The sequence below is a fragment of the Nisaea sp. genome (assembly GCF_017640745.1).
Classification (GTDB): domain Bacteria; phylum Pseudomonadota; class Alphaproteobacteria; order Thalassobaculales; family Thalassobaculaceae; genus Nisaea.
On the sequence record NZ_JAEPQA010000014.1, the window covers coordinates 40,010 to 63,726 of the forward strand.

General features: G+C 61.0%; 20 protein-coding genes and 1 tRNA gene. 13 read left to right on the plus strand and 8 right to left on the minus strand.

Features of this window, described 5'->3' with window-relative positions:
* The first annotated feature begins 120 nt into the window (after positions 1–120).
* From dgcN to JJ959_RS11375, 5 genes are read left to right on the plus strand one after another with little or no spacing between them, the layout of a single operon-like run.
* Positions 121–1,122: an N-acetyltransferase DgcN gene (dgcN, locus tag JJ959_RS11355; RefSeq protein ID WP_292883608.1), complete on the plus strand. Its 1,002-nt coding sequence runs from the start codon at positions 121–123 to the stop codon at positions 1,120–1,122.
* 44 nt (positions 1,123–1,166) lie between these two features.
* Positions 1,167–2,153, plus strand: coding sequence for an N-acetyl-D-Glu racemase DgcA (gene dgcA, locus JJ959_RS11360; protein ID WP_292883610.1), 987 nt, complete (start codon positions 1,167–1,169; stop codon positions 2,151–2,153).
* A gap of 4 nt (positions 2,154–2,157) precedes the next feature.
* Positions 2,158–3,006 (plus strand): class I SAM-dependent methyltransferase, encoded by an 849-nt coding sequence (locus JJ959_RS11365; RefSeq protein ID WP_292883612.1) that lies wholly within the window; start codon positions 2,158–2,160, stop codon positions 3,004–3,006.
* Positions 3,007–3,043: 37 nt separating this feature from the next.
* A complete protein-coding gene (locus JJ959_RS11370) occupies positions 3,044–4,207 on the plus strand; it encodes an acyl-CoA dehydrogenase family protein (protein ID WP_292883614.1) in 1,164 nt (387 codons plus the stop codon).
* Between the two features lie 16 nt (positions 4,208–4,223).
* Positions 4,224–5,348 carry a CaiB/BaiF CoA-transferase family protein gene (locus JJ959_RS11375; RefSeq protein ID WP_292883616.1) on the plus strand — a complete coding sequence of 375 codons (1,125 nt, stop codon included), beginning with the start codon at positions 4,224–4,226 and terminating at the stop codon, positions 5,346–5,348.
* A 68-nt stretch (positions 5,349–5,416) separates the two neighbouring features.
* Here the strand turns inward: JJ959_RS11375 and JJ959_RS11380 are convergent, their stop codons facing one another.
* The 6 genes from JJ959_RS11380 to JJ959_RS11405 form a co-directional block, all read right to left on the minus strand.
* Entirely contained in the window at positions 5,417–7,021 is a 1,605-nt protein-coding gene (locus JJ959_RS11380) for a TRAP transporter large permease subunit (protein WP_292883618.1), read from the minus strand.
* 51 nt (positions 7,022–7,072) lie between these two features.
* A complete protein-coding gene (locus JJ959_RS11385; protein ID WP_292883620.1) occupies positions 7,073–7,687 on the minus strand; it encodes a TRAP transporter small permease subunit in 615 nt (204 codons plus the stop codon).
* A gap of 158 nt (positions 7,688–7,845) precedes the next feature.
* Positions 7,846–8,901, minus strand: a complete 1,056-nt coding sequence (locus tag JJ959_RS11390) for a TRAP transporter substrate-binding protein (RefSeq protein ID WP_292883622.1) — start codon at positions 8,899–8,901, stop codon at positions 7,846–7,848.
* A 255-nt stretch (positions 8,902–9,156) separates the two neighbouring features.
* The gene (locus tag JJ959_RS11395) at positions 9,157–9,858 is read right to left on the minus strand and encodes an HAD family hydrolase (protein ID WP_292883623.1); all 702 of its coding nucleotides are present in this window, start codon (positions 9,856–9,858) and stop codon (positions 9,157–9,159) included.
* Between the two features lie 119 nt (positions 9,859–9,977).
* Complete coding sequence (locus tag JJ959_RS11400; protein WP_292883625.1) at positions 9,978–10,811, minus strand: transglycosylase SLT domain-containing protein; 834 nt, start codon at positions 10,809–10,811, stop codon at positions 9,978–9,980.
* A gap of 63 nt (positions 10,812–10,874) precedes the next feature.
* Positions 10,875–11,867 carry an N-formylglutamate amidohydrolase gene (locus JJ959_RS11405; protein WP_292883628.1) on the minus strand — a complete coding sequence of 331 codons (993 nt, stop codon included), beginning with the start codon at positions 11,865–11,867 and terminating at the stop codon, positions 10,875–10,877.
* A gap of 216 nt (positions 11,868–12,083) precedes the next feature.
* Here JJ959_RS11405 and JJ959_RS11410 point away from each other — a divergent pair.
* Together JJ959_RS11410 and JJ959_RS11415 are read left to right on the plus strand one after the other, a co-directional pair.
* Positions 12,084–12,158 (plus strand) — tRNA-Val (locus tag JJ959_RS11410).
* Positions 12,159–12,258: 100 nt separating this feature from the next.
* The gene (locus JJ959_RS11415; RefSeq protein ID WP_292883631.1) at positions 12,259–13,242 is read left to right on the plus strand and encodes a site-specific integrase; all 984 of its coding nucleotides are present in this window, start codon (positions 12,259–12,261) and stop codon (positions 13,240–13,242) included.
* 37 nt (positions 13,243–13,279) lie between these two features.
* Here JJ959_RS11415 and JJ959_RS11420 read toward each other — a convergent pair whose 3' ends face one another.
* A complete protein-coding gene (locus tag JJ959_RS11420) occupies positions 13,280–13,882 on the minus strand; it encodes a hypothetical protein (protein ID WP_292883634.1) in 603 nt (200 codons plus the stop codon).
* 221 nt (positions 13,883–14,103) lie between these two features.
* Between JJ959_RS11420 and JJ959_RS11425 the strand changes: the two genes are divergently transcribed.
* Positions 14,104–14,412, plus strand: a complete 309-nt coding sequence (locus tag JJ959_RS11425; RefSeq protein WP_292883638.1) for a helix-turn-helix domain-containing protein — start codon at positions 14,104–14,106, stop codon at positions 14,410–14,412.
* A gap of 35 nt (positions 14,413–14,447) precedes the next feature.
* Positions 14,448–15,677, plus strand: coding sequence for a type II toxin-antitoxin system HipA family toxin (locus JJ959_RS11430; RefSeq protein WP_292883798.1), 1,230 nt, complete (start codon positions 14,448–14,450; stop codon positions 15,675–15,677).
* 11 nt (positions 15,678–15,688) lie between these two features.
* Here the strand turns inward: JJ959_RS11430 and JJ959_RS11435 are convergent, their stop codons facing one another.
* Positions 15,689–16,861, minus strand: a complete 1,173-nt coding sequence (locus tag JJ959_RS11435; protein ID WP_292883641.1) for a hypothetical protein — start codon at positions 16,859–16,861, stop codon at positions 15,689–15,691.
* 505 nt (positions 16,862–17,366) lie between these two features.
* Between JJ959_RS11435 and JJ959_RS11440 the strand changes: the two genes are divergently transcribed.
* Genes JJ959_RS11440 through JJ959_RS11455 form a run of 4 tightly spaced genes read left to right on the plus strand, consistent with a single transcriptional unit; the run spans position 17,367 to position 23,716 of the window.
* Positions 17,367–18,857, plus strand: coding sequence for a class I SAM-dependent DNA methyltransferase (locus JJ959_RS11440; RefSeq protein ID WP_292883644.1), 1,491 nt, complete (start codon positions 17,367–17,369; stop codon positions 18,855–18,857).
* Positions 18,847–20,079 (plus strand): restriction endonuclease subunit S, encoded by a 1,233-nt coding sequence (locus JJ959_RS11445; RefSeq protein ID WP_292883647.1) that lies wholly within the window; start codon positions 18,847–18,849, stop codon positions 20,077–20,079. The genes JJ959_RS11440 and JJ959_RS11445 overlap by 11 nt, the downstream gene beginning before the upstream one ends.
* On the plus strand, positions 20,063–20,692 hold the full coding sequence (locus JJ959_RS11450) for a hypothetical protein (protein WP_292883650.1): 630 nt from the start codon (positions 20,063–20,065) through the stop codon (positions 20,690–20,692). The genes JJ959_RS11445 and JJ959_RS11450 overlap by 17 nt, the downstream gene beginning before the upstream one ends.
* Positions 20,693–20,701: 9 nt before the next feature.
* Positions 20,702–23,716: a type I restriction endonuclease subunit R gene (locus tag JJ959_RS11455; protein WP_292883652.1), complete on the plus strand. Its 3,015-nt coding sequence runs from the start codon at positions 20,702–20,704 to the stop codon at positions 23,714–23,716.
* Position 23,717: the final 1 nt, after the last annotated feature.

The window sequence follows — 23,717 nt, forward strand, 5'->3', positions numbered from 1 at the left end:
GCGGCTCGCATTCCGGATCCGTCCGGAAGCGGGCCGCCCCGCGTCCGCAGAGGCCACGCACGGCTCTAGTCCTGCTCCGTCCGGGGCGATGCGTAACCCTATTTATCTCAAGGTGACGTCGTGGAAATCCGCCATCCCTATCTCATGTTCCTGGGCGATGCGCCCGATCAGCTCGCAGCCAAGACCGCGAACGGCGTGAAGGTCTGGCGCCCCGAATGGTGCCTCGGTCAGCTCCGTCTGCCTGGCTGCAAGGCCGATCTGAAGCTTCCCGACATGACCATCGAGGAAGCCGCCGCTGCCGGCGTGAAGACCGTGATCCTGGGCGTCGCGAACCGCGGCGGCGTGATCGGCGAGAGCTGGATGGTCGAGCTTGAGAAAGCTCTCGACCACGGCATGGAGATCGCGAGCGGCCTGCATACCAAGATCGCCACGATCCCGGCGCTGGCGGAAAAGGCGAAGGCCAAGGGGCTCGGCCTCTATGACGTGCGTCACCCGAAGGGCAATTTCTCCGTTGCGAACGGCAAGAAGCGGTCCGGCAAGCGGCTGCTTCCGGTCGGGACCGACTGTTCCGTCGGCAAGATGTTCACCGCGCTTGCGATCGAGAAAGAGCTGCACAATCGCGGCGTGAAGGCGACCTTCCGCGCGACCGGGCAGACCGGCATCTTCATCGCCGGGTCCGGCGTTTCCGTCGATGCGGTGATCGCAGACTTCATCTCTGGCGCTGTCGAGGAACTGGCTCCGGCCAATGAGGCCGATCACTGGGATCTGGTCGAAGGGCAGGGCTCGCTCTTCCACGCCTCCTATGCCGGCGTGACCATGGGCCTGATCCATGGCGCCCAGCCGGATGCCATGGTGCTTTGCCACGAGGCCAACCGTCCGCACATGCGCGGCCTGCCGGAATATCCGGTGCCGAGCCTGAGCGAATGCATCCCCTACTACCTGCAGGCTGCCCGCCTGACCAACCCGGATGCGAAATTCGTCGGCGTCTGCATCAATACCTCGAGCCTCGACGATGCCGCGGCGGAAGCGTTCCTGAAGCAGGCGAGCGACGAGACCGGCCTGCCGGCGGTCGATCCGATCCGCAACGGGGTCGGCGCCATCGTCGACAACATGGACATCTGATCCGGATCTGATCCGGCAGGCGGCGAAGCATAAGGGGAAAGTTGATGTACCGGTCGGTCTCGGTCAGACGCGAAAAATGGCCCTTGCAGGGCGTCTTCCGGATCTCCCGCGGCGCGCGGACGGAATCGGAAGTGATCGTGGTCGAGATCGCCGGCGACGATGTCGACGGTCTCGGCGAATGCTTTCCCTATGCACGCTACGGCGAGACGCTTGACAGCGTGACGGCGCAGATCGAATCCGTCGCGGGCGAGATCGCCAACGGCATGGACCGGAAGGGGGTGCTCTCGGCCCTGCCGCCCGGTGCCGCACGCAATGCGATCGATTGCGCGCTCTGGGACTTCGAGGCGAAGAAAACCGGCAAGCGGGCCTGGGAACTCGCCGGCCTGCCGGAACCGAAGCCCGTGACCACGGTCTATACTCTCGGCGTCGACGAGCCGGAGGTGATGGGACAGAAGGCCAAGGCCAATGCCTCCCGGCCGGTCCTCAAGCTGAAGATGACCGGCGACGGAAAGGATCTGGAGCGCGTCGCGCTGATTCATGAGAATGCGCCGAACACCAAACTCGTCGTCGATGCCAACGAAGGCTGGAGCGTCGCGCAGTACGAGGAGTATGCGCCGCAATTCGCCAAACTCGGTGTGACGATGATCGAGCAGCCTTTGCCGGCCGGCAAGGACGAGGGCCTGAAGGGCCTCGATCGGGTGGTGCCGGTCTGCGCCGACGAAAGCTGCCATGACAGCGAGACGCTCGACGATCTCGTCGGCAAGTACGACATGATCAACATCAAGCTCGACAAGACCGGGGGGCTCACAGAAGCGCTCCGTCTGCGCGACCGGGCGCTGTCCATGGGCTTCGAGGTCATGGTCGGCTGCATGGTCGGCACCTCGCTCGCCATGGCGCCGGGGGTTGTGGTGGCGCAGGGCGCCAAGGTGGTCGATCTGGACGGACCGCTGCTCCTCGCGAAGGACCGCGAGCCGGGCCTGGTCTATGAGGGCAGCCTGGTGCAACCGCCGGATTTCCGGCTCTGGGGCTGATCCGGTGGGCGAGCGGCCGGACGTCACGGAGCATTACAGTTCCGAAAGCGGTCTGGCCGACCGGCTGATCGCGATCCTCGAGAAAGCCGGGATCGCCCGGGACGAAATCACCGAAGCCAATCTCCATTCCGTCGACCAGATGCATCTGCGTGGCCGCGTCGCCGCGGAAGAGTTCCTCGACGCGCTGGATATCCATGCGGGCGACAAGGTACTGGATGTGGGCTGCGGCCTTGGCGGGCCGTCCCGCATGGCGGCGGCACGCTATCGGGCAGACGTCAGCGGGATCGACCTAACCGCCGATTTCTGCGACGCGGCTCGGCAGCTGAACGCGCTGGTCGGGCTGGAGCGCATCCGGATCGAGCAGGGCGATGCGCTTGCCATGCCGTTTGCCGACGACAGTTTCGATGTCATTTTCACCCTGCATGTGGCGATGAACATCGCCGACAAGCAGGCGCTCTACCGCGAGATTGCTCGTGTCCTCAAACCCGGCGGGCGGTTCGGGCTCTACGACATTGTCGCCGGATCGGGTGAGCCGGTGCATCTGCCGGTTCCCTGGGCCACTCTGCCCGATCATTCGCACCTCGTCCCGGCCGAAGAGATCGAGGTCGCGGTACATGCCGCGGGCTTCGTCACGGAGCGCTTCGAGGACCAGTCGGCCCTGGTCGAGGCTTACCTCGACGCGCAGCGTGAAGCCCGCCAGATGCGGGCGGAGAAAGGCGAGCCGGAGCCGCCCTCTGGTGCGCCCGTTATCATGGGCGAGGCCTTTGCCCGGAAACAGAAACACATCTATCGCAATTTGAAGGAGGGTCGGATCGCGGTCCGCCTTGGTATCTTCCGATTGCAGGAAAAGTGATCGAAAGCGGCCGGAATGGCCGCGACAGGGAGGAACCATGTCGACCGATGCCGAGGTGATCGCCGAGATCCGGCGGGCCGTAGCGACGCTCTGCGCCGATTTTCCGGGCGAGTACTGGCGCGAGAAGGACCGCGAGCGGGCCTATCCGACGGAATTCGTGCAGGCGCTGACGGAGTCCGGTTATCTCGCGGTCCTGATCCCCGAGGAGTACGGTGGCAGCGGTCTTTCGATCAGCGCCGCCGCGGCGATCCTGGAAACGATCCACCGCAGTGGCTGCAGCGGTGGCGCCTGCCACGCGCAGATGTACATCATGGGCACGCTGCTCCGGCACGGCTCTGAAGAGCAGAAGCGGAAATACCTGCCGAAGATCGCCAGCGGCGAGCTCCGCCTGCAGGCCTTCGGCGTGACCGAGCCGACCAGCGGCACCGACACGCTCTCTCTTTCCACCACGGCTGTGAAGAAGGGCAATACGAAATACGTCGTGAACGGGCAGAAGGTCTGGACCTCGCGCGCCGAGCATTCCGACCTGATGCTGCTGCTTGCCCGGACCACGCCGAAGGAAGAGGTGAAGAAGCGCACCGAGGGCCTCTCGGTCTTCATCGTCGACATGCGCGAGGCCAAGGGCAACGGTCTTGAGATCCGGCCGATCCGCGCCATGGTCAACCACTCCACGACCGAGGTCTTCTTCGACAATCTTGAGATCCCGGCCGATAGCCTGATCGGCGAGGAGGGCAAGGGATTCCGCTATATCCTCGACGGGATGAACGCGGAGCGCATCCTGATCTCCCACGAGAGCCTCGGCGACGCCCGCTGGTTCATCGAGAAGGCGACGAAATACGCGAGCGAGCGCAAGGTCTTCGGCCGGCCGATCGGGCAGAACCAGGGGGTCCAGTTCCCGATCGCGAAGGCCTATGCAGAGACCGAGGCGGCGGCGCTGATGGCGGAGAAGGCGGCGCAGCTCTTCGAGGCCGGAGAGCCCTGCGGCGCAGAGTCCAACATGGCTAAGATGCTGGCGGCGGAAGCGGCCTGGGCGGCGGCGGATACCTGCTTGCAGACTCATGGCGGCTTCGGTTTCGCCGAGGAGTACGATGTCGAACGCAAGTTCCGCGAGGCCCGGCTGTTCCGGACCGCGCCGATCTCGACCAACATGATCCTTGCCTACATCGCGGAGCATGTCCTCGGCATGCCCCGCTCCTACTGAGCGGGGAGGCGCTGTCATGACAAAACCTCTCGACGGAATGCTGGTGCTCTCCATCGATCAGGCGGTGGCCGCGCCCTACTGCGCCTCCCGCCTCGCAGATGCCGGTGCGCGGGTGATCAAGGTCGAGCGCGCGGAGGGCGACTTTGCGCGCGGCTACGACCACGAGGTGCATGGCGAGAGCGCTTTCTTCCTCTGGCTGAACCGGGGCAAGGAGAGTCTCGTCGCGGATCTGAAGAACCCGGACGACCGCGCGCTGCTGCACCGGATCCTCGCGAAGGCCGACGTCTTCATCCAGAATCTCGCGCCCGGCGCGACGGACCGGATGGGCCTCGGATCGGACGAGCTGCGCAAACACTATCCGCGGCTGACCACGGTGGATATCAGCGGCTATGGGGACGAGGGGCCCTATGCCGAGATGAAGGCCTACGACTTCCTCGTCCAGGCGGAGAGCGGGCTGATCTCGGTGACCGGCTCGAAAGAGGAGATGGGCCGGGTCGGGGTTTCGATCTGCGACATCGCCTGCGGCATGTTCGCCCGGATCGCGGTGCTCGAGGCGCTGCTGCTGCGCGGTCGGACGGGCGAGGGGAGCCAGATCAAGGTTTCTCTCTTCGGCGGCATGACCGAATGGATGTCGCCCTGGCTGCTGCATGAGGCCTACGGGGTGCTGAAGGAGCAGCGGATCGGTCTCAACCATCCTGCCATCGTGCCCTATGGGGCCTACGCCTGCGCCGGTGGGGACATGATCCTGATCGCGGTGCAGAACGACCGCGAGTGGCGCAAGCTCTGTGCGTCCGTGCTCGGCGACGAGAGCCTCGCGGACGACGAACGCTTCCGCACCAATACCGACCGCGTTGCCAACCGCGAGGGTGTGAATGCCGTGATCGACCGTGTCTTCGGAGGCCTGACCCGCGAGCAGGTGAAGGAGAAGCTGAAAGCGGCCGGCATCGCCTTCGGCGCGATCAACAGCGTCGCCGATGTGCTGGCGCATCCGGCGTTGCGCCGTGTTCCGGTGGAAACGCCTGTCGGCACGATCGAGACGGTGGCGCCGCCGGCGAGCTTCACCGGCATGGACAATACGTTCCGTCCGGTGCCGCGCCTTGGCGAACATAGCGAGGCAATCAGGGCCGAATTTTCGGCCTGAAGATACTCTTCTCCCAAACGAAAACGCCCGGCTCGAAGCCGGGCGTTTTTTGTTTTGTCTCGGTCCTGCTAGTTCAGCAGCACGCTTGGCAGCCAGAGCGTGATTTCCGGAATGGCGACCACGATCCCGAGGCCGATCAGCTGCAGGATCACAAACGGGATGATCCCGCGATAGATCTGCTGCATCGAGACCATCTCCTTGGCCACACCCTTCATGTAGAAGAGCGCGAAGCCGAAGGGCGGCGTCAGGAAGGAGGTCTGCAGGTTGATCGCGACGATGATCGCGAACCAGTAGAGCACCTGCTGCTGTACAAACTCGATCTGCGCATTGTTCGTCGGCACTTCGAGCCCGAGATGCGGCGCGAATTCCGGCGCCATGGTCTGGATCACCGGCGCGAAGACCGGAAGGATGATCAGCGTGATCTCCAGCCAGTCGAAGAAGAAGCCGAGGATGAAGACCACGAACATCAACATGAACAGGAGCGGCCACGGGCCGAGCTCGAGCCATTCGATGAACTCGATGATCAGGTCTTCGCCATAGACGTTGCGGAAGATCGTCGAGAAGGCCGTCGCGCCGACGAAGATCAGGAAGATCATCGCTGTGGTGAGACCGGTCCGGTGCACGACGTCGCGCAGCACTTCCTTGTTCAGCGTCCCGTTGGCGAAGGCCAGGATCAGGGAACCGAAGGCACCGACGCCGGCGGCTTCCGTCGGCGTCGCCCAGCCGGCGAAGATGGAGCCGAGCACGAGCGTGATCAGGAAGATCGGCGGCACGAAGCCCTTCAGGATACCGCCGAGATAGCTGTCGCCTTCCATGCGTCCGATGATCATCGAGATCCCGAACACCATCAGGAAGCCGATCAGACCCCAGTTGAACACATCCGCGAGATGGGATTCCGCCATGATGTAGCAGAAAGCCATGGCTGCGGCGCTGAAACCGAAGAATTTCAGGATGTTCTTCTTGTTGCTGGGTTCCATCTGGATCGCGTCTTCGGCGATCGCCGGCGCCTTCTCGGGCGAGATGATCCCGATCACCACAATGTAAACGACATAGAGGCCGGACAGCAGCAGGCCCGGGAAGATGGCCCCGACGAAGAGGTTGCCGACCGAGACGGCCAGCAGGCTTCCCATCAGCACCAGCATGATCGACGGCGGGATCAGAATGCCGAGGGTCGCGCTGGCCGCCAGAGTGCCTGTTGCGAGCGAACGGTCGTATTTCTGGGAGATCATGGTGGGAAGCGCCATCAGGGTCATCATGACGACGGATGCGCCGATGATGCCCGTGGTCGCGGCCATGATCGTGCCCATGACCGTCACCGCGAGGGCGAGGGCTCCCGGAACGCGCCGGAACAGAACCTGCAGGATATGCAGGAGATCTTCCGCGACCTTGGACCGCTCGAGCATCGTTCCCATGAAAACGAAACATGGGATCGCCACCAGAATGGGGTTCTGGATCGCTCCCGAAGCCCCGTCGCCGCCCCAGATCCGTTGGACGACCTGGAAGAAGACCGCGAAATCGAGCACATCGAGCCAGATCCCGAGGAGGCCGAACGAGACCGCGACGCCGCCGAGCGCGAAGGCCACGGGAAGTCCCGTGAAGAGCATCAGCGCGAGCGCAAGGAACATGTACGCTCCGATGAACTCGTAGAAATGATCGTAAAGAACCTCAAACATCTTGGATATCGCCGCCCCTGGATTTATCGCCGGTTTTCATGATCAATCCGCTCATTCCGGCTTGTGGTGCTCGTAGTTGAAGATTTCCAAAGCGTCTCTCGCTTCCTCATGCTCTTCGCGCGTGCCGAACAGGTAGGCCGCGAGCCGGAACAGGGTGGCAAAGATCGCCAGAGCCAGGACGACGCAGCCGATCAGCATGAATCCCTTGATGACGTAGCGCCAAGGAATGCCGGTCATGGATTCCGAGCCTTCGCCCTGCAAATAGGAGATCGAGACCAGCACCCAGGATTCCCAGGCAACCGCGAACAGGAACGGAAGGGCGAGTACCAACAGCCCGATGAATTCCATCCAGGCCTGCTTGCGCGGCCGAATGTGCTCGCGGAAGACGTCGACGCGGACATGGGCGTTGGCGAGATATCCGAACCCGAATGTCAGCAGCAGGATGATGCCGTGCAGGTGCCACTGCATGTCCTGAAGGATAGTCGAGACCGAGTATCCGTAATCGATGGAGAACTGGGAGAAGTAGAGGCGAATGAAATCCACCTTCCGGGTCACGACATCGAAGACGATCATGAGCACGAGCGGGACGATGAGCCATGCCGCCGCCTGGCCCATATTTCGGGACCATCGATCAAGAACGCTCGCAAGGTTAAGCGCGGCTTTCATAAATGAAACCCCATTTGGATGAGAGTGAGAGACTGATCCCTTGAACCGCTCGGTTGCTGGAAGCGGTCTGACCTTGTCGAGCCGGTCCGTTCTCAAGGGGCATCAAACAGAAAAGTCGGGAGACCCTTCGAAAAGGGTCTCCCGCATTTAAGCGTCTCTTATTTCAGGTAACCGCGGTCACCCCAGACCTTGAAGCCCTCGTTGAACTTCGTGTAGCTGTCCCAGAGCTTCTGGACGTCGGGGTTGGCCGCCAGCTCTTCCGCCAGCACTTCTTCCCACTTCGCCTTGAACTGGGCGAGCTGGTCGGACGTCCAGTTGACCATCTCCACGCCGTCTTTCTGGTTGGCGATCATCGCCTCGAACTGGGAGGCTTCGCCGTCGGCGATCATGTCGGTCACGTTCTTGTCGCACGCGATCTCGAGCATGGCCCGCTGACCGTCGGACAGAGCGTTCCACTTGTCCATGTTGATCAGCAGTTCGTTGGAGGTGGACTGCTGGTGCCAGCCCGGGAAGTAGTTGTACTTGGCGATCTGGTAGAAGCCGTAGGAACGGTCGATCGCCGGCATGGAGAATTCGGTGGCGTCGATCGTGCCACGCTCCAGGGCCGGGTAGATGTCGCCGCCAGCAAGCTGCTGGGTCGAAACACCGAACTTCTGCATGACCTTCGCGCCGACGCCGAAGAAGCGCATCTTCAGGCCCTTCAGCTCATCGAGGCTCTCGATCTTCTTACGGAACCAGCCGGAAGTCTCCGGCGGGATCATGCCGCAGAGCAGATATTTGATGTTGTCGCGGCCGTAGAGTTCCTCGCCGATCTGCGTACCGCCGCCATATTTGAACCAGGCGACGAATTCCGGCGCTGCCGGGCCGAACGGCCAGGTCGACAGGAACGCGTAGGCCGAGTTCTTGCCCTGGTTGGCGCCCGGGGTACCGAAGGCCGCGTCGATCGCGCCCTGGCTGATCGGGTCGTAGTAGGCATAGCCACCGGTCAGAGCGCCCGGCTCGAAGACCTTGATGTCGAAATCGCCGTCGGACATCCGTCCGATGCCTTCGGCGATACGGTGCGGCGGCGGGCCCAGAACCTTGACGTTCTGGCCGAACGCAGCGTGCATTTTCCAGCGAACTTTCTTGGCCTCGGCATCGCCGGAACCAATACCAATCGCCACAGTCGAAGCGATCGCAAGCGCTCCAAACGTCTTAAGCAAACCCAATTTCATGAGTTACCTCCCTATTTCATTATCTAGCCGGACCCGGTTTTCCGGATCTCATTGTTAAACCCCACAGTCAGTTTTAACCGGCGTCCGGCGTCTCATCCGAGGCCGCTTGGTCCCGTGGTGGCCGAAGTATTGCCATGATTCCGCACGCCGTCAAAGCCTTCGAGTCCAAGGGGCGGGCCGGGTACAGCGTTTTCCCGGTATGAGGAAATACGTCTATGTATACGTTATTTGTCTTGAATTCCGCAGAGTTCTGCGTCAGAGCGCCCGCCGGAGTAGAGTCGGCAAATGGCCCGCGTCCGGGATGATAAAATCCGAAATTTTTGTCAATTCGGCCTCGGGCGTGGCACCAGTGAGTACGCCGATCGTGGCGCGACAGCCGGCAGCACGGCCGGCATCCATGTCGGCCAAGTTGTCTCCGACCATCACCGTTTCGGAAGCCCTCAGGTTCGAAGCATCCAGGAAAGCGTGGATCATGTCTGGCGCCGGTTTGGCGGCGTGGCCGCTGTCGTATCCGGCAACGAAATCGACGAGATCGCCTAGGCCAAGACGATCGATCATGTCCCGCGCGCCGCGTTCGGCGTCGTTCGTGACAACCGCGATTCGCATGTCCTGGCTCCGCAGTGCCGTGAACAGCGTGCCGAGGTCGCACACCGGAGTCAGGTTCCGGGAAGCGTGATCCAGCCAGTAATCGTCGAGCCAATCGGCGAGGATGTCCGGAGAGGGGAGGCCTGGCGCCAGGCTCCGCCAGAGCGAGGCGACTTCGAGCGCGGTGCCCTGCGCGAGCAACGTTCCCGGCGCTATTGTCCAGGCTTCCGGGTCGCCACCCGCGGCCCGTGTCAGGTCGGCGGCATCCACGTCGAGCGCATGCAGGTCGACAAGCTCCACCGCCACGGACAGCAGACCGGGAAGCCATGTCTTTTCGAAATCGATGAGCGTGCCGTCCTTGTCGAACGCCACGCCGCGGACGGGTCCGGGCACCGGGGAAGCTCCATGTTGCGCGATCGTGCGAGGGCAGGCTCGCGCGCCGGAAGCCTTTTCGCAAGCCCCTCTCGCGCGGGGCCTGCCGCCGGTTGACGTCAATTGACGTTGGTCACGAAACCCGCTGCAGCCTGCCGCTCCTCTTTCAGCTTTTGCCAGGCGGCGAGCTTGCTGGCCCTGCGGTTCTCGAACTCCAGCTTGAGCTGGCGTGCCGTCTCGGATGCGATCTCGAGCTGACGGGCGGCGCGGGCTTCGCGGATTGCAGCCTCCTGCTCGTGTCGCTCGCGCCGTGTCTCCGCATCCGCGCTGAGAGCCTCGGCGCGTGCCGCGGAACGGGCGGCGAGTTCGATATCGTCCTTGGACGGATCCGCCGCGGTGACCGCGACACCTTTGTATGCCTGCTGCTGAAGGCGGGAGACCGCATGTCGGTAATTCCTGCCGCGTGTCTCGTTGCCGGAATGATAATGCTCGATCGCATCGCGCCAGGAGCCGTGGCGCGTCTTCAGTTCGGTCAGGAAAAGTGCCGCATATTCGGTATTCCGGTCCGGATCGAAGGCCTCTTCCAGATCCTCGAAGGCCTTGCCGTGATAATGCAGATTGATCTGCATGCAGCCGACATCGATGTTCGTGATGCCTTTCGCCAGCAGGCGGCGGACCTCGGCCATGGCCGCGATCTTGTTCGGAAAATGCTTGCCCTCGCCGCCGGATGTCACTGTCCAGGGCCAAGTGTAGCTTTCCTGCCGTTCGTCATGCCAGCGTCCGGTCTCCTTCAGCGAGATCGCGAACAGGAGATGGCGCGGAATGCGGTGCTCGTCCTCAGCGTGACGGGCTGCATTGGCGCACATCCGGTCCGAGGTTTCGCTTGCCCCGGCAAGGCCGGAGAGAACCAGAAACGGGGCGGCAAGTATGGCCAGTTTGAACAGAAAGCGCATGGTCTCACTCCTTTTCGGGAGTGGAGAAGCAAGGACCGTGCCGAAGTGGTTATGCCGGTTCCGTCATTCCGCTGCGACCCGGGCCGCCCCGGGGCCGCCCGCTGCGGCATGCAGCGCAGCTTCCGAAAGCTCGGCGAGGAGCGCTGCCATGTCCTGCTTCAGCGGCGCCAGCCCGGCGCGCGGTTCGATCCGCCGCTCGTCCATGTAGAGGGCGCGGTTGATCTCGATCTGGAGAACATGGATGCCGATCGCCGGACGGCCATAGTGGCGGGTCACGAAGCCGCCTGCATAGGGGCTGTTGCGGCGCACCGTGTAGTGGCGGGCCCGGAAGAAGCTTTCCGCGCGCTCTATGAAGATCGGCGCGGCGGTGACGCCATGGCTGTCGCCGAGCACGATATCGATCGGCCGGCGCTCACTGCGCACATGGCGGACCGCGCTCGAGGGCATGGAATGGCCGTCGACCAGCAGGCAGAACCCGAACCGCTCCAGCGCCTCGGCGATCAGCCGCTGCAGGGCCCGGTGATACGGGATGTAATAGCGCCGGATCCGCTCCTCGGCCTCCGCGAAGGTGAGCTTGCGGCCGTAGACCGGCTCGGAATTCGCCACCACGCGGGCGATCGTACCGAGCCCGGCGGAAATCCGGATGCTGTCGGTCACCGCGCCGTCCGGGAGCGGGTCGGAGAACATGCTCGGATCCAGCTCGTAGGGCTCGCGGTTGACGTCGACATAGACCCGCGGAAAGTGGGCGGTCAGCAGCGGTGCGCCTGCTCGGCTCGCCCCCTCCAGCACCTCCTCCATGAAGCCGTCCTCGGAAGAGCGGAGATCGAGCGGGCCGAGCCGCGAGGCCTCGACCAGGTCGCGCGGGTAGAGGCGCCCGCTATGCGGCGAGGCGACGACGAGCGGACTGGCCGGCGCGGCGGGGCGCACGATGCGATAGACGTCGGCGATCTCGTCCGGCACCGGCGGCACCGGATCGGCGGTCACGTCGCCCGAGGAAAGGAAGCCCGGTTCGATGATCGCGGCGACTTTCTCGTCCATCGCTGTTTCGCTCGTCAATCCGAAGCCTCCACATGTCGCCAATGTCTCTCCAACCTAATATGGATTGCGCCGATGGCAAGCGTCACGCGCCCAGGCCCGCAAGGCGCGTTGCGCCACGCCCGGCGGGCGTCAAAAAGTGAGCGAAAAGCGGTGAAAGAGGTCTTGCAAATCGATCTGACGCTGGCTATACACACGCCTCCTTCGCGGCGACACAATCCCGATGCCGCAAAGATAGGGCGCGTAGCTCAGCGGGAGAGCACTACGTTGACATCGTAGGGGTCGCTGGTTCAATCCCAGCCGCGCCCACCATCTACAGAACTGAGATCATTGATCTTTTTCTGTGTAGATCTGCCCCGAACATCCTCTGAACGCCTTGCTGTCACACCATTTGTCACAGTGAGGTCCAACCATGCCTACCATCCGCAAGCGCAAAGACCGCTGGCAAGCCCAGGTCCGTGTGAAGGACAAGCCTGCGCTGACCAAGACTTTCGGCCGGTATCAGGACGCTGTCAGCTGGGCGGCGCAGACCGAGAAGGAGCTGCGAGGTCGCCAGATCAACACGGGGAGCCTCAGTCCGAGCCGGACGACGCTCGCCGATCTTATCGAGCGCTACAAACGCGAAATCACACCAGCCAAGCGCAGTTCCGCCATTGAGGAGTTGCGGCTCGGGAAGATGGCGCTGGACCGGATCGCGACTAAGACCCTGGGATCAATCACGACAGCGGATGTTGCGAACTATCGGGATCGCCGTCTTGCGCTAGTGTCGGTCGATACCGTGCGCCGGGACCTCGGGACCCTGCAGCATGTCTGGGACGTGGCCGAACGATCCTGGGGGCTGGTTGGTGCCGAGAACCCGTTCCGCCTGGTCCTGAAGCCGAGACCATCGCCGGGCCGGACACGCAGGCTTTCCGAGGACGAGGAAAGGCGGCTGGAAGTCTCCTGCAACGCGTGCCGGAACAAGGTAATCCCACTGGTGGTGACATTCGCCCTTGAGACCGCCATGCGTCAGGGGGAGATCGTCGGGTTGTTCAAGTCGGACATCGATTACGAGAAGCGGCTGGCTCTGGTTCGGATCTCCAAGAACGGGCGCAGCCGGCTGGTGCCGTTGAGTGAACGTGCGCTGACGGCGGCCAGACGCGCGTCCGACCTGAGTGACGACACCAGGGTGTTCGCGATAACGACGACAGGGGTCAAAATGGCCTGGAAGCGCATCCTCCGGCGCTCTGAGATCGAGGATCTGCATTTCCATGACTTGCGGCACGAGGCCATCAGCCGGCTCTTCGAGCGGGGCTTCAGTCTGCCCGAGGTTGCGCTGGTGTCGGGTCATCGGACACCAGCCATGCTCATGCGCTACACCCACATCGAAGCCGGGCGTATTGCGATGAAGCTCTAGTTGGCGGAGCAAAGATCTAGGCGCTCATTCATGACGATTAGTATTTTTCGTGATTGACTGCTGCCGTAAGGTCGCAAAGTTCCTGTGTGATTGACTTTATTTGAGACAACCTGCTTCTGAAGTCTGCAAATTCGGACCGATGATGGGATTCCTCAATGCCTGTCTCAGTAGCGAGTTTTTGGGCGATATAGGCGAGGTCGCCGCACGCTTCGCGCAGTAATAGTAAGGTGTGTTCGTCAGCATGAAACTCGGACGGTGAGCGTTTTCGTAATTCGCCGGACCAAGACGCTCCTTTCATGAATATCGTCGTTTCAGCCAGGTTGACGCCAAGCCCATGGAATATGCTGTTCCTGCATTCTGTCGTTGGTTTAGCTGCTCTTGCCCAAGCTATAGTGAGATTTGCTAAACGCCTGTTTTGGTGGGCGTCGCTAGCAGTCAATATTGATTTGATCAATGAGCTAATTGGGTGGCCGTCTGTTGTCGGATGTGTGCCTTTGGGCTCCTCGTTTTTGAGGCGCCATACGATTCTTTCAGCCCATAACTCAAAGCTTCCAGAAAACACAGCTATGGCGCCGATGTGCTCAAGCATCAGCGGACTCAAACCTTGCGCCTTAAGGTATTGTTCGCCTGGGTTTTCCAAGTTGCATGTTTCCTTTTAATGAGCGCCGTGGCCGATCGTCTCCCCCGGGGGGCGGTGGAGGGGTTCGCCGCCGGGAGTCCCAGCCTATGCTTTTACTTAGGCGCCAGCCATTTTTAGCAAATTTCGCAGTTGTCGGTCCTAGGGGTAACGTTAGGAGATGTTGATTAATGCGTCCATCATGATACATTAAGGTCAATTAAAGGGCCTTGATGGAGACATTAATGCCGACGCCTAACATGCCTTCGAGCGTCGTTCAGCGGTCTTTGCGCCGTCTGGGGGATGATATCAGGATCGCGAGGAAGCGCCGCAATCTGACGATGCAGGTGGTGGCGGAGCGCGCCCTGGCGTCCCGCAAGACCGTGGCCCGGATCGAGAAGGGCGACCCTGGGGTCAACATCGGCACTTACGCCTCCGTCCTCCATGCGCTCGGTTTCCTTGACCGGCTGACGTCCCTGGCCGACCCGGCCCAGGACGCGCTCGGGACCGACCTTGACATCGATGCGCTGCCCCAGCGGGTGCGACCGAAATGACCGGAGCGGGGCAGCTCGACACGGCCGAGGTCTGGATTGCGCTCGGGGACGCCGATCATCGCGTCGGGACCCTCTACCGTCAGCGCCGCCGGGGCGGCGAGACGGTGTCCTTCCGGTACCATGAGGACTGGCTGGCGAACCCGCAACGCTTCGTTCTGGAACCTGCCCTGCCGCTGACGACGAGCACCTACCATCCCCCGCAAGGTCAGCAGATCTTCGGCACCATCGGGGACTCCGCCCCGGACACCTGGGGGCGTCAACTGATGCGGCGCCGGGAGCGACGGCAGGCGGAGCGGGAGGGCCGCACACCAAGGACCCTCGGGGAGCTGGACTTTCTCCTTGGTGTCGCAGATCGCTCCAGGCTCGGGGCGTTGCGCTTCAGGGACGTCGAGGGAGATGTGTTCCTTGCACCCGACCAGGACAGCGTCGCTCCCTTCATCGCGCTCGGCACGCTCCTGAAGAGCGTGCGGCGCATCGAGCGGAACGAGGAGACGGACGAGGACCTGCGGATGATGTTCGCGCCGGGCTCGTCGCTTGGCGGCGCTCGCCCGAAGGCCTCGGTGATCGATCCCGAGGGTCGCATGGCCATCGCCAAGTTCCCCAAGGAAACGGACGAGTACAGCGTCGAGACCTGGGAGCACATCACCCTGCTGCTTGCCGCCGAAGCCGGCATCTCGACCCCCAAACACGAACTGCATCGGGTCGACGGGCGGCCGGTCCTGCTCTCCTGGCGCTTCGATCGAGACGGCGAGACGCGCATCCCGTTCCTGTCGGCCCTGTCCATGCTTCAGCTCACCGACGGGCAGCGGGCGAGCTACATCGAGATCGCTGACGAGTTGTCCCGCTTGGGTTCGCGCACGCGTGCGGACCTGGAGGAACTGTACCGCCGGATGGTGTTCAACATCCTTATCTCCAATGTCGATGACCATCTCCGAAACCACGGATTCCTGCGCTCAGGGCCGGATGGGTGGGCGCTCTCGCCTGCTTACGATCTCAACCCGACGCCGACGGACCTGAAAGCGCGCGTGCTGACTACCTATATCTCGCTCGACGACGGGACCTGCTCGATCGACTTGGCGCTGGAGGTCTGCCGGGACTTCCGCCTGAAGGAGGAGCGGGCGCGCGAGATCATTGGTGAAGTAGCCAGAGCCGTTGCGGGTTGGCGTGCCGTGGCGGCGCGTGTCGGTGAGCCTGAGGTCTCGGTCCAGCGGATGGAAAGTGCGTTTGAGCACGACGATCTAGAACGCGCTCTTAGCACCGGATGATGCTCGGCGATCTAATCGTATCGATCTGCGCGTCTTATCTTCGACAGATTTGAAATCACCAACCCAGATGCCGAGACGTATCCGGTATCAATGCTGCCTCTGTCAATTCTTTGTGGGCTAATCGAACTTGATTCAAGAACGATCCTTTCGCGAAAAGCGTCTAGCGGTTCCAGGGACGATTTTTCGTCCATTCCGACGAAGACGACCAAGTCGTTCAATCTGTCATCATTGAGGGCATCGCGAATGGAAAGATTAAGCGGACGGGCATCGGTGCTAAAGAGTCTGCCAATAGCAGATTGGGGGCCGCCATCGATTTCCAGCTCGACGATCTCGGGGGTATCTGATGCTGGTGGTGGCAGATCGCCTGTCGGTCTCGAAAAACGGCGCTCGCTTTGTTCGTACCGTGATGCTCTCGACGGAATGGACGCCCCGTCCGGCAACGAGGTAAAACGCCTGGACATGCTTGGAAGGTCCATGTTTTCGAAAAGATCATGTCTTTCCAGCTGTAAAAGAGCATCAATGAGGATGCTCTCTTCCTTCTCATTCATTGGGTGCTCATCTGGCGGGGGATCAATTGCGTAGAGCAATGGTTCCCGAGGTGGTTCCTCTATTCCCCAGCGCGACATGATCGCCCATCCAGAAAGCTTTCGACTACGCGCCGGGCGTTCGAAATCCACCCAGGCGGAAGATATCTGCGCCTTTGCTCGCTCCAGTGGCTGGAATGTTGCGTTGGAATAGTGGGTTTTGTCAGACGATCCCTTCGCTTCACAGAACATGCATTTTCCATTGGAAATCCCGATCCAGTCCGGAAGATCGCTGCTCGGATCTTCAGATCGCCTGACGGCGATACCTGTTGATATTGGAAATGGCGACCCACTAATCGGTATTAATGTGCTGTAACCGAGGTAACTCTCGGCGAACCAACGGGCAAAAAATCTGCCAAATATTGCTGAGAATGACCTTCGCATTTCGATGCCGTTACCAAACCCATCTCCGGCCCAAATCAATTCAGGGCTCGCAGCTAGCAATGACTGCATCAGATTCCTGACACCTATACCTCTGGTTCTATTGCGGATAAGTTCCTTGAAAGCAGCCGCCTCGACATCGGCAAGCGGAACTGGCACGGGGAAACTTTGCGGTGCGTTAGGGGGATCCTCGATGCGGCCACGAACAGTACGGATCATTGCTGTTATTCCAATGATATCTGGGATTAATTTTTAGAAAAAAGACAAGATGAAGTAAATTGCCTGAGAAACGGCAGAGATGCAGGCGCAGAACGCTGCCTTTGCACTAAGTGCGCTCTGTTTTGTCAGGCCGCTTGTAAGTTTATCTAGATCGTCATCTTCCGCCTCGGTTCGGTCTCCCCCGATTGTTCCGTAGTCCATGTTGTTAATTTTGTCCGGGATCTCGGTTTGGCTTGACCTGAGCCAGTAAATTCCTGCGGAGAGAGCGAAAGCTGCCGATACCGCTTGCAGCACCCAGGAAATGGGGTCTAAAGGCATGCTTCTTAGATTCCTATCTGGTCGTTCGGTTCATCAGGTTGCATCCTAATGGTTGAGTGGTGAGGGTCGGTTTCGCAAGCGAAAATATGCCGTTTTTGGCGAAAGAACTATTTTCGGATCGTTGTTCCTTGCCTGGGGCGGCTGTGGGTAAGACGATGCTTAGGCCCCATACGTTGGTTATGAATTGATGCCCAAAATCACCCTCGATCAGCTCGAATCTCACCTCTGGGAGTCCGCAAACATCCTGCGGGGCTCGATCGATGCCGCCGACTACAAGCACTACATTTTTGGTCTGCTCTTCTACAAACGGCTCTGCGACGTCTGGGAGGAGGAGTTCGAGGAGCGGATGGCGGTCTACCATGACAAGGACATGGCTGCCGATCCGGACGAGCACCGCTTCGATATCCCGGCCGGCCACTTCTGGAAGGACATCCGCTCGGACGCCACCAATATCGGCGAGCGCCTGAACCAGGCCTTCGGCGCGATCGAAGATGCGAACAGCCGGCTCCGGGGCGTCTTTCAGGATGTCGACTTCAACAACAAGGAGCGCTTCCCGGACGCCATGCTGGAGCGGCTGCTGCAGCACTTCGAGACCTACCGGCTCCGTAATGTCGACGTCGAAGCCGATATCCTTGGCAATGCCTACGAGTACCTGATCAAGCAGTTCGCCGATGACAGCGGCAAGAAGGGCGGCGAGTTCTACACGCCGAAGCAGGTGGTCCGCATGATGGTGGCCTGCCTGCAGCCCAAACCTGGCATGAGCGTCTACGATCCCACCTGTGGCTCCGGTGGCATGCTGCTGGAGGCGGTGCAGTACCTGAAGGACCATGGCCAGGACCCGAAGTCACTGGCGCTCTACGGTCAGGAAAAGAACCTCAATACCTGGGCGATCTGCCAGATGAACCTGTTCCTGCACGACATTGACGATGCCTTCGTCGAGCGGGCGGACACACTGCTGAACCCGAAGCATCTGGTGGGCAACGGCACCAAGTCGCTGCGCACCTTCGACCGGGTGCTGGCCAACCCGCCCTTCTCGCTGAAAAGCTGGGGCTACGACACTTGGTCCAAGGGCGAAGCGTTCGGGCGCGATACTTTTGGTTGTCCACCGAAGAGCTTTGGCGATCTTGCCTTTGTCCAGCACATGATCGCCAGCCTGAAAGACGACGGTCTCATGGCCGTCGTCTTGCCGCATGGTGTGCTGTTCCGGGGTGGTGCAGAGGGACGTATACGCGAGGGGCTGCTGAAGGCCGATCTGATCGATGCGGTCATCGGAGTGGCGCCTAATCTGTTCTACGGAGCCAGCATCCCGGCATGCGTAATGCTGGTACGCAAAACAAAGCCGGAGGCTCACAAGGGCAAGGTTCTGATCGTCAACGGCGCAGAGCAGTTCGTCCCCGGAAAGAACCAAAACCAGCTTTCAGACGCAAACGTCGAAACTTTGTCGCGCGCTTACCTGGAATACAAGGACACCGATCGGCTGACCCGTGTCGTGCCAATTGAAGAGATCCGGGCAAACGACTGGAACCTGAACATTACCCGCTATGTCCACCTCGGAGAGGATGAGGAGGAGGTCGACGTGGCGGCGGAGGTCGAGAAGTTGGTCGTGTTGCGGGCCGAGCGCGACGACGCTGAGAGCCACATGATGGGGTTCCTGAAGGAGCTTGGATATGTCGAGTGAGGCTCAGGAGGGCTGGCTTCCCGTGGCTTTTGGAGAGTTCTTGTCCGAGAGCCGGGTCGCCGGGACCGATGGAGCGCGAGCCCGGAAGCTTAGTGTCAAGCTCTATGGAAGAGGAGTTGTCGAGAAAGATGCGTCTCGGCCGGGTAGTGAGGCGACAAAATATTATCGACGCAAGACGGGTCAGTTTATTTATAGCAAGCTCGATTTTCTCAATGGGTCTTTTGCTGTAATCCCTGATTTTCTTGATGGGCTAGAGTCTACGTTAGATCTTCCCGCATTTGATGTCGCCGAGACGGTTGATCCTAAATGGCTCCTCTACTATGTCACCCGCCCGCAGTTCTACGAAAGTTACCGGGATGTCGCGCGAGGCGGGCGGAAAGCCAGGCGGGTGAACCCAAGAGAGTTCCTAGATTCGACTATTGATCTGCCGCCGTTGCGAGAACAGCAAAAGATTGCCGAGATCCTGACCTCGGTCGACGACGCCATACAGGCCACCGAAGCCGTCATTGAGCAGACGAAAAAGGTTAAGCATGGGGTGATGAACCAACTGCTGACCAAGGGCATCGGCCACACCCGCTTTAAGCAGACCGAGATCGGCGACATCCCAGAGGGATGGGAGGTGGTGCCTGCGGAATCCGTCTGTGAAGCGGTGATCGACTGCAAGAATCGGACGCCACCAATCACGGATAGTGGGTTCGCCGTAGTCCGAACACCAAACGTCCGAAATGGGAAATTCGTCAAGAAGAACCTCACATTCACAGACGAGACTTCATTCGTCGAATGGACCAAAAGAGGGAAACCGAGACCTGGAGACGTCCTGATCACTCGCGAAGCACCTGTTGGGGAGGTGTGTGCAGCACCCACCGAGTTCGAGTTCTGTTTGGGGCAGAGGACGATGCTCTATCGCCCGAACCGAGCTCGTCTGGATCAGACGTTCCTATTGTACTCACTCCAGTCTGACGCAGTTCGACGGGTTTTATTGGAACGAGCCGGTGGTTCTACGGTTGGCCATGTCCGGGTCGGAGACATCCGTGCATTGCCTATTCCTATTGCTCCTTTAGAAGAACAGCTCCTGATAGTTGAGTGTCTTCGAAGTATCGATCGCCAGATCACTGTGACAGAATGTGAACAACTTTCGTTGCAGGCCTTGAAATCCTCACTGTTGTCCGATCTCATGACTGGCAGAACTCGGGTGAGGATCAACCATGGACAAGGATCATGATCGGCCGACGCTTGGAGAGTCGAAGGGAAACCAAGCGGCTCGCATAGGCGCCAGTGCGCTTGGAGCAATACCGGTTCTCGGACCAATCATTCAGGCGACGGTGACTGAGACAATCCCCAACGTACGGCTGGAGCGCATCGAAGCTTACCTTCAGCACCTGGAGCGGCGGCTTGATGAGGCCACCCTTGGTGAGCAACTCAAAGACGAGCGACAGCTCGATCTATTCGAAGAAGGCATGTGGCAGTCTGCGAGAGCGGTCAGCGACGAGAGGAAAGAACGGGTCGCAAACCTTGTCGTCAACGGGCTCTCAGCTCCCGAGTTGGATGCGGCGCGATCTCGGCATTGGTTGCGAGTGTTGAATCAGCTCGGCGATGAGGAGATCGCGATCCTATTGGATGAGTTTCAATGGCAGACGAGCTATCCCGAAGCAACTGACGAAGAACAGGGCCAAAGGGTCAAGGAGACGCCGAACGAAGCCCTCCCGAGCCGTTTCCTGCTTAGCGCCTTCGGGCTAATGAAGCAGCATGCCACGTGGGGCGGCGGCAATGTGGTTCAAGGCGTGACGCCCGCTGGCGAGGATTTCCTCAGGGCGATGGGCCTCTTGGGCGATTGAGTGGGCTGGATGGGATCTGAGTATCTGCTCGCTGAGAAGCCGGCCATCAATACCTTGCTGTCGTTGGGTTACGACTTCGTCCCGCCGGCCGCTCATGACGGCCTCCGGGACGGAGAGAATCAGGTTCTGTTCCGCCCGCATCTGATCGACACCTTGCAGCGTCTCAACAACATCTCTGAAGCCGACGCTCGGGCCGCTTATGTCGAGCTGAGCACGAAGAGCCACAATGAGGAATGGCTGGCGCTATTGAGGGGCGGGTTTTCCCGTCCGGTATCGGGCCAGGCCACCGAAAAGACACTCCACTTGGTCGACTTCAAGACTCCCGCCAACAACCTCTTTACCGTCACCAGCCAGCTTTACGTGAAGGCGGAGAAGTCCCGAATTCCCGACCTAGTGGTGCATGTGAACGGCATCCCGCTGGTTGTGATCGAGGCCAAGTCGCCGATGGTGGCGAAAAGCAAGGCCGGAGAGGCCTTTGATCAGATCAAGCAGTACGAGCGCGACATCGTCCGATTGTTCCACTCTAACCTGTTCAACATCGTGACCGACGGTACCACGGTGCTTTACGGCGCTACCGGCGCTCCGGCGAAGTTCTACGGCTACTGGCGGGACCCGTGGCCGAGGCAGGAGGCGGACTTCACCAGCGAGCTTCAGAAGGGACTCTGGTCGTTGCTGGAGCCGTCCCGGTTGCTCGACCTGCTTGCCCACTTCACCGTCTTCGAGACCGACCCGGACAGCGGCGAGACCATAAAGAAGATCTGCCGTTATCAGCAGTTCCGGGCCGTGAACAAGGTGGTCGACCGGGTGGTCGAGGGAAAGCACGAAAAGGGGCTGATCTGGCATACGCAGGGCTCGGGCAAGAGCCTGACCATGGTCTTCCTTGCACTGAAGCTGAAGACCCACCTCACGCTTCCGGACGGCGCGCTCGGTAATCCGAACCTGATGGTGCTGACCGACCGGATCGACCTGGACGACCAGATCAGCGGGACCTTCAATGCCTGCGGCCTGCCGAACCCGCTTTCCATGGAGAGCGTGGCGGAGCTGCGCAAGCATATCCACAGCGGTGTCGGCGGGCTGACGGTGCTCTCCACCATCTTCAAGTTCGCCAACTCCAAGACGGCCGTGCCGAACTCGAAGGACTGGATCGTGATGGTGGACGAGTGCCACCGCACCCAGGAAAACGACCTCGGCGCCTATCTGCGGGCCACCCTGCCGGAAGCCCGCTTTTTCGGTTTCACCGGTACGCCGGTCAAGAAGAACGACCGGGACACCTACGCCAATTTCGGTGTGGTCGGGGAAGGCTATCTCGACAAGTACGGGATCGACGACGCCGTGCGCGACGGGGCGACGGTGCCAATCCACTATACCGGCCGCAAGACCGACTGGCAGATCGACGAAGCGAAGATCGACATCCTGTTCGACCAGTGGTTCGCAGACCTGCCGGACGAAACCGTGGCGAAGATCAAGGAGCGGGGTGTTCAACTGGCCGACCTGGTGAAGCATCCAAAGCGGATCGCGTTGATCGCCTTCGACATCTGGACCCACTTCAAGGCCTACGCCATGCCGGACGGGTTCAAGGCCCAGGTGGTGGCGATCGATCGGGAAGAGGTGGTCCTGCTGAAGCGGGCGCTGACAAAGGTGATCGCCGAGGATCTGGTGAAGGACGGCATGGGCGAGGAGGAGGCCAGGGCGCAGGCCGCTTCCTATGCGGCCTGCGTCTATTCCAAATCCCAGGAAGACGACAAGCCGTCCGAAGACCCGCACACGGACGCGATCCGGAAAGACCTGGTGGCATGGTATCTGGACAAGGAGGCGGAACGGGCGGCCAAACGGGAGTTCGGTAAGCGGGGGCAACCGCCGCATTTCCTGATCGTCTGCGACAAGCTGCTGACCGGTTTCGACGCGCCGGCCGAGTCCGTGATGTATCTGGACAAGCCGCTGAAGGAGCACACCTTGCTCCAGGCGATCGCGCGCACGAACCGGGTGGCCGACGACAAGAAGCACAACGGGCTCATCGTCGATTACATCGGGGTCTCGAACAAGCTGAACGAGGCGCTTGCGTCCTACAGGTCCGAGGATGTCCAGAACGCCATGAAGGACCTGGACGAGCTGCGCTCGCTGCTGCGTACGGCGCATGCGGCGGTCATGGCCTTGGTCAAGGGTGTGCGCAAGCCTGGGAAACCGGCCAAGCAGCAGTACGATGAGCTGGTGGAGAAGCTTAAGCCCGAGGACGCGTGGATCGAGTTCCGTCGCAAGGCCCGGGAGTTCATCGGCTGCTTCCAGGCGCTGACCCCGGACCCGTCTGCGCTGACCTACGTCGAGGATCTCAAATGGGTGGCTGCGTTCCTGCAGTACGCGACCTTGGCGCTGGACAAGAAGCAGAGCATCGACCACACGGCCTACTCGGAAAAGCTCCGAGCCATGCTGGAGGAGCACCTGGAGGCAACGGGGCTCAGCGTGACAGTCAAGATCCGCACCATCACCGACCCGGACTTCGATCAGGACTTCGACACCAGCGGGAAGAGCGAGGACGAGCTGAAGACGGCGGCGATCCGGAAGACGACGGAGCTGAAGAAGACCGTCGAGGTCAAGATCGACGACAACCCGCATCAGTACGGCAAGTTCTCGGAGCGTTTGCGCAAGCTGCTGGAGCGGTTGGAAAGCGGTCAGGTCGCCCTGGCGGACTGGCTGAAGGAAGCCGAGAAGTTCGCGCAGGACCTTCGAGCGGAAGACGAGGCCTACAAGGGCACAGGACTGACCAAGGATGAATACGGTATCCATCAGGTTCTGCAGGCGCTCGGCGTCGGTCAGATCGACGGGGGTGGCCTGGAATCGTTAGCGAAGGGTGTTTCCCGCATTTATGCGGCAGCCCCTCCCATGTGGCAGGAGAAGCCCGAGCTACGAAAGGATCTCCGCCAAGGTGTGCGCCAGCAAGCGCACGCCGCTGGCCTCCGGAACCCGAAGCTGGGCGAGACGGTGGAGCAGGTCGAGGATTACGCCGTGAAGCACATGGCCAGAGTTTGAA

Coding starts and splice junctions, on each gene's coding strand:
- JJ959_RS11375 (WP_292883616.1), top strand. CDS start 4,224: ATGACAAAACCTCTCGACGGAATGCTGGTGCTCTCCATCGATCAGGCG.
- JJ959_RS11455 (WP_292883652.1), top strand. CDS start 20,702: ATGGGATCTGAGTATCTGCTCGCTGAGAAGCCGGCCATCAATACCTTG.
- JJ959_RS11400 (WP_292883625.1), bottom strand. CDS start 10,811: ATGCGCTTTCTGTTCAAACTGGCCATACTTGCCGCCCCGTTTCTGGTT.
- JJ959_RS11445 (WP_292883647.1), top strand. CDS start 18,847: ATGTCGAGTGAGGCTCAGGAGGGCTGGCTTCCCGTGGCTTTTGGAGAG.
- JJ959_RS11385 (WP_292883620.1), bottom strand. CDS start 7,687: ATGAAAGCCGCGCTTAACCTTGCGAGCGTTCTTGATCGATGGTCCCGA.
- dgcA (WP_292883610.1), top strand. CDS start 1,167: ATGTACCGGTCGGTCTCGGTCAGACGCGAAAAATGGCCCTTGCAGGGC.
- JJ959_RS11450 (WP_292883650.1), top strand. CDS start 20,063: ATGGACAAGGATCATGATCGGCCGACGCTTGGAGAGTCGAAGGGAAAC.
- JJ959_RS11440 (WP_292883644.1), top strand. CDS start 17,367: ATGCCCAAAATCACCCTCGATCAGCTCGAATCTCACCTCTGGGAGTCC.
- JJ959_RS11380 (WP_292883618.1), bottom strand. CDS start 7,021: ATGTTTGAGGTTCTTTACGATCATTTCTACGAGTTCATCGGAGCGTAC.
- JJ959_RS11435 (WP_292883641.1), bottom strand. CDS start 16,861: ATGATCCGTACTGTTCGTGGCCGCATCGAGGATCCCCCTAACGCACCG.
- JJ959_RS11370 (WP_292883614.1), top strand. CDS start 3,044: ATGTCGACCGATGCCGAGGTGATCGCCGAGATCCGGCGGGCCGTAGCG.
- JJ959_RS11415 (WP_292883631.1), top strand. CDS start 12,259: ATGCCTACCATCCGCAAGCGCAAAGACCGCTGGCAAGCCCAGGTCCGT.
- JJ959_RS11425 (WP_292883638.1), top strand. CDS start 14,104: ATGCCGACGCCTAACATGCCTTCGAGCGTCGTTCAGCGGTCTTTGCGC.
- JJ959_RS11390 (WP_292883622.1), bottom strand. CDS start 8,901: ATGAAATTGGGTTTGCTTAAGACGTTTGGAGCGCTTGCGATCGCTTCG.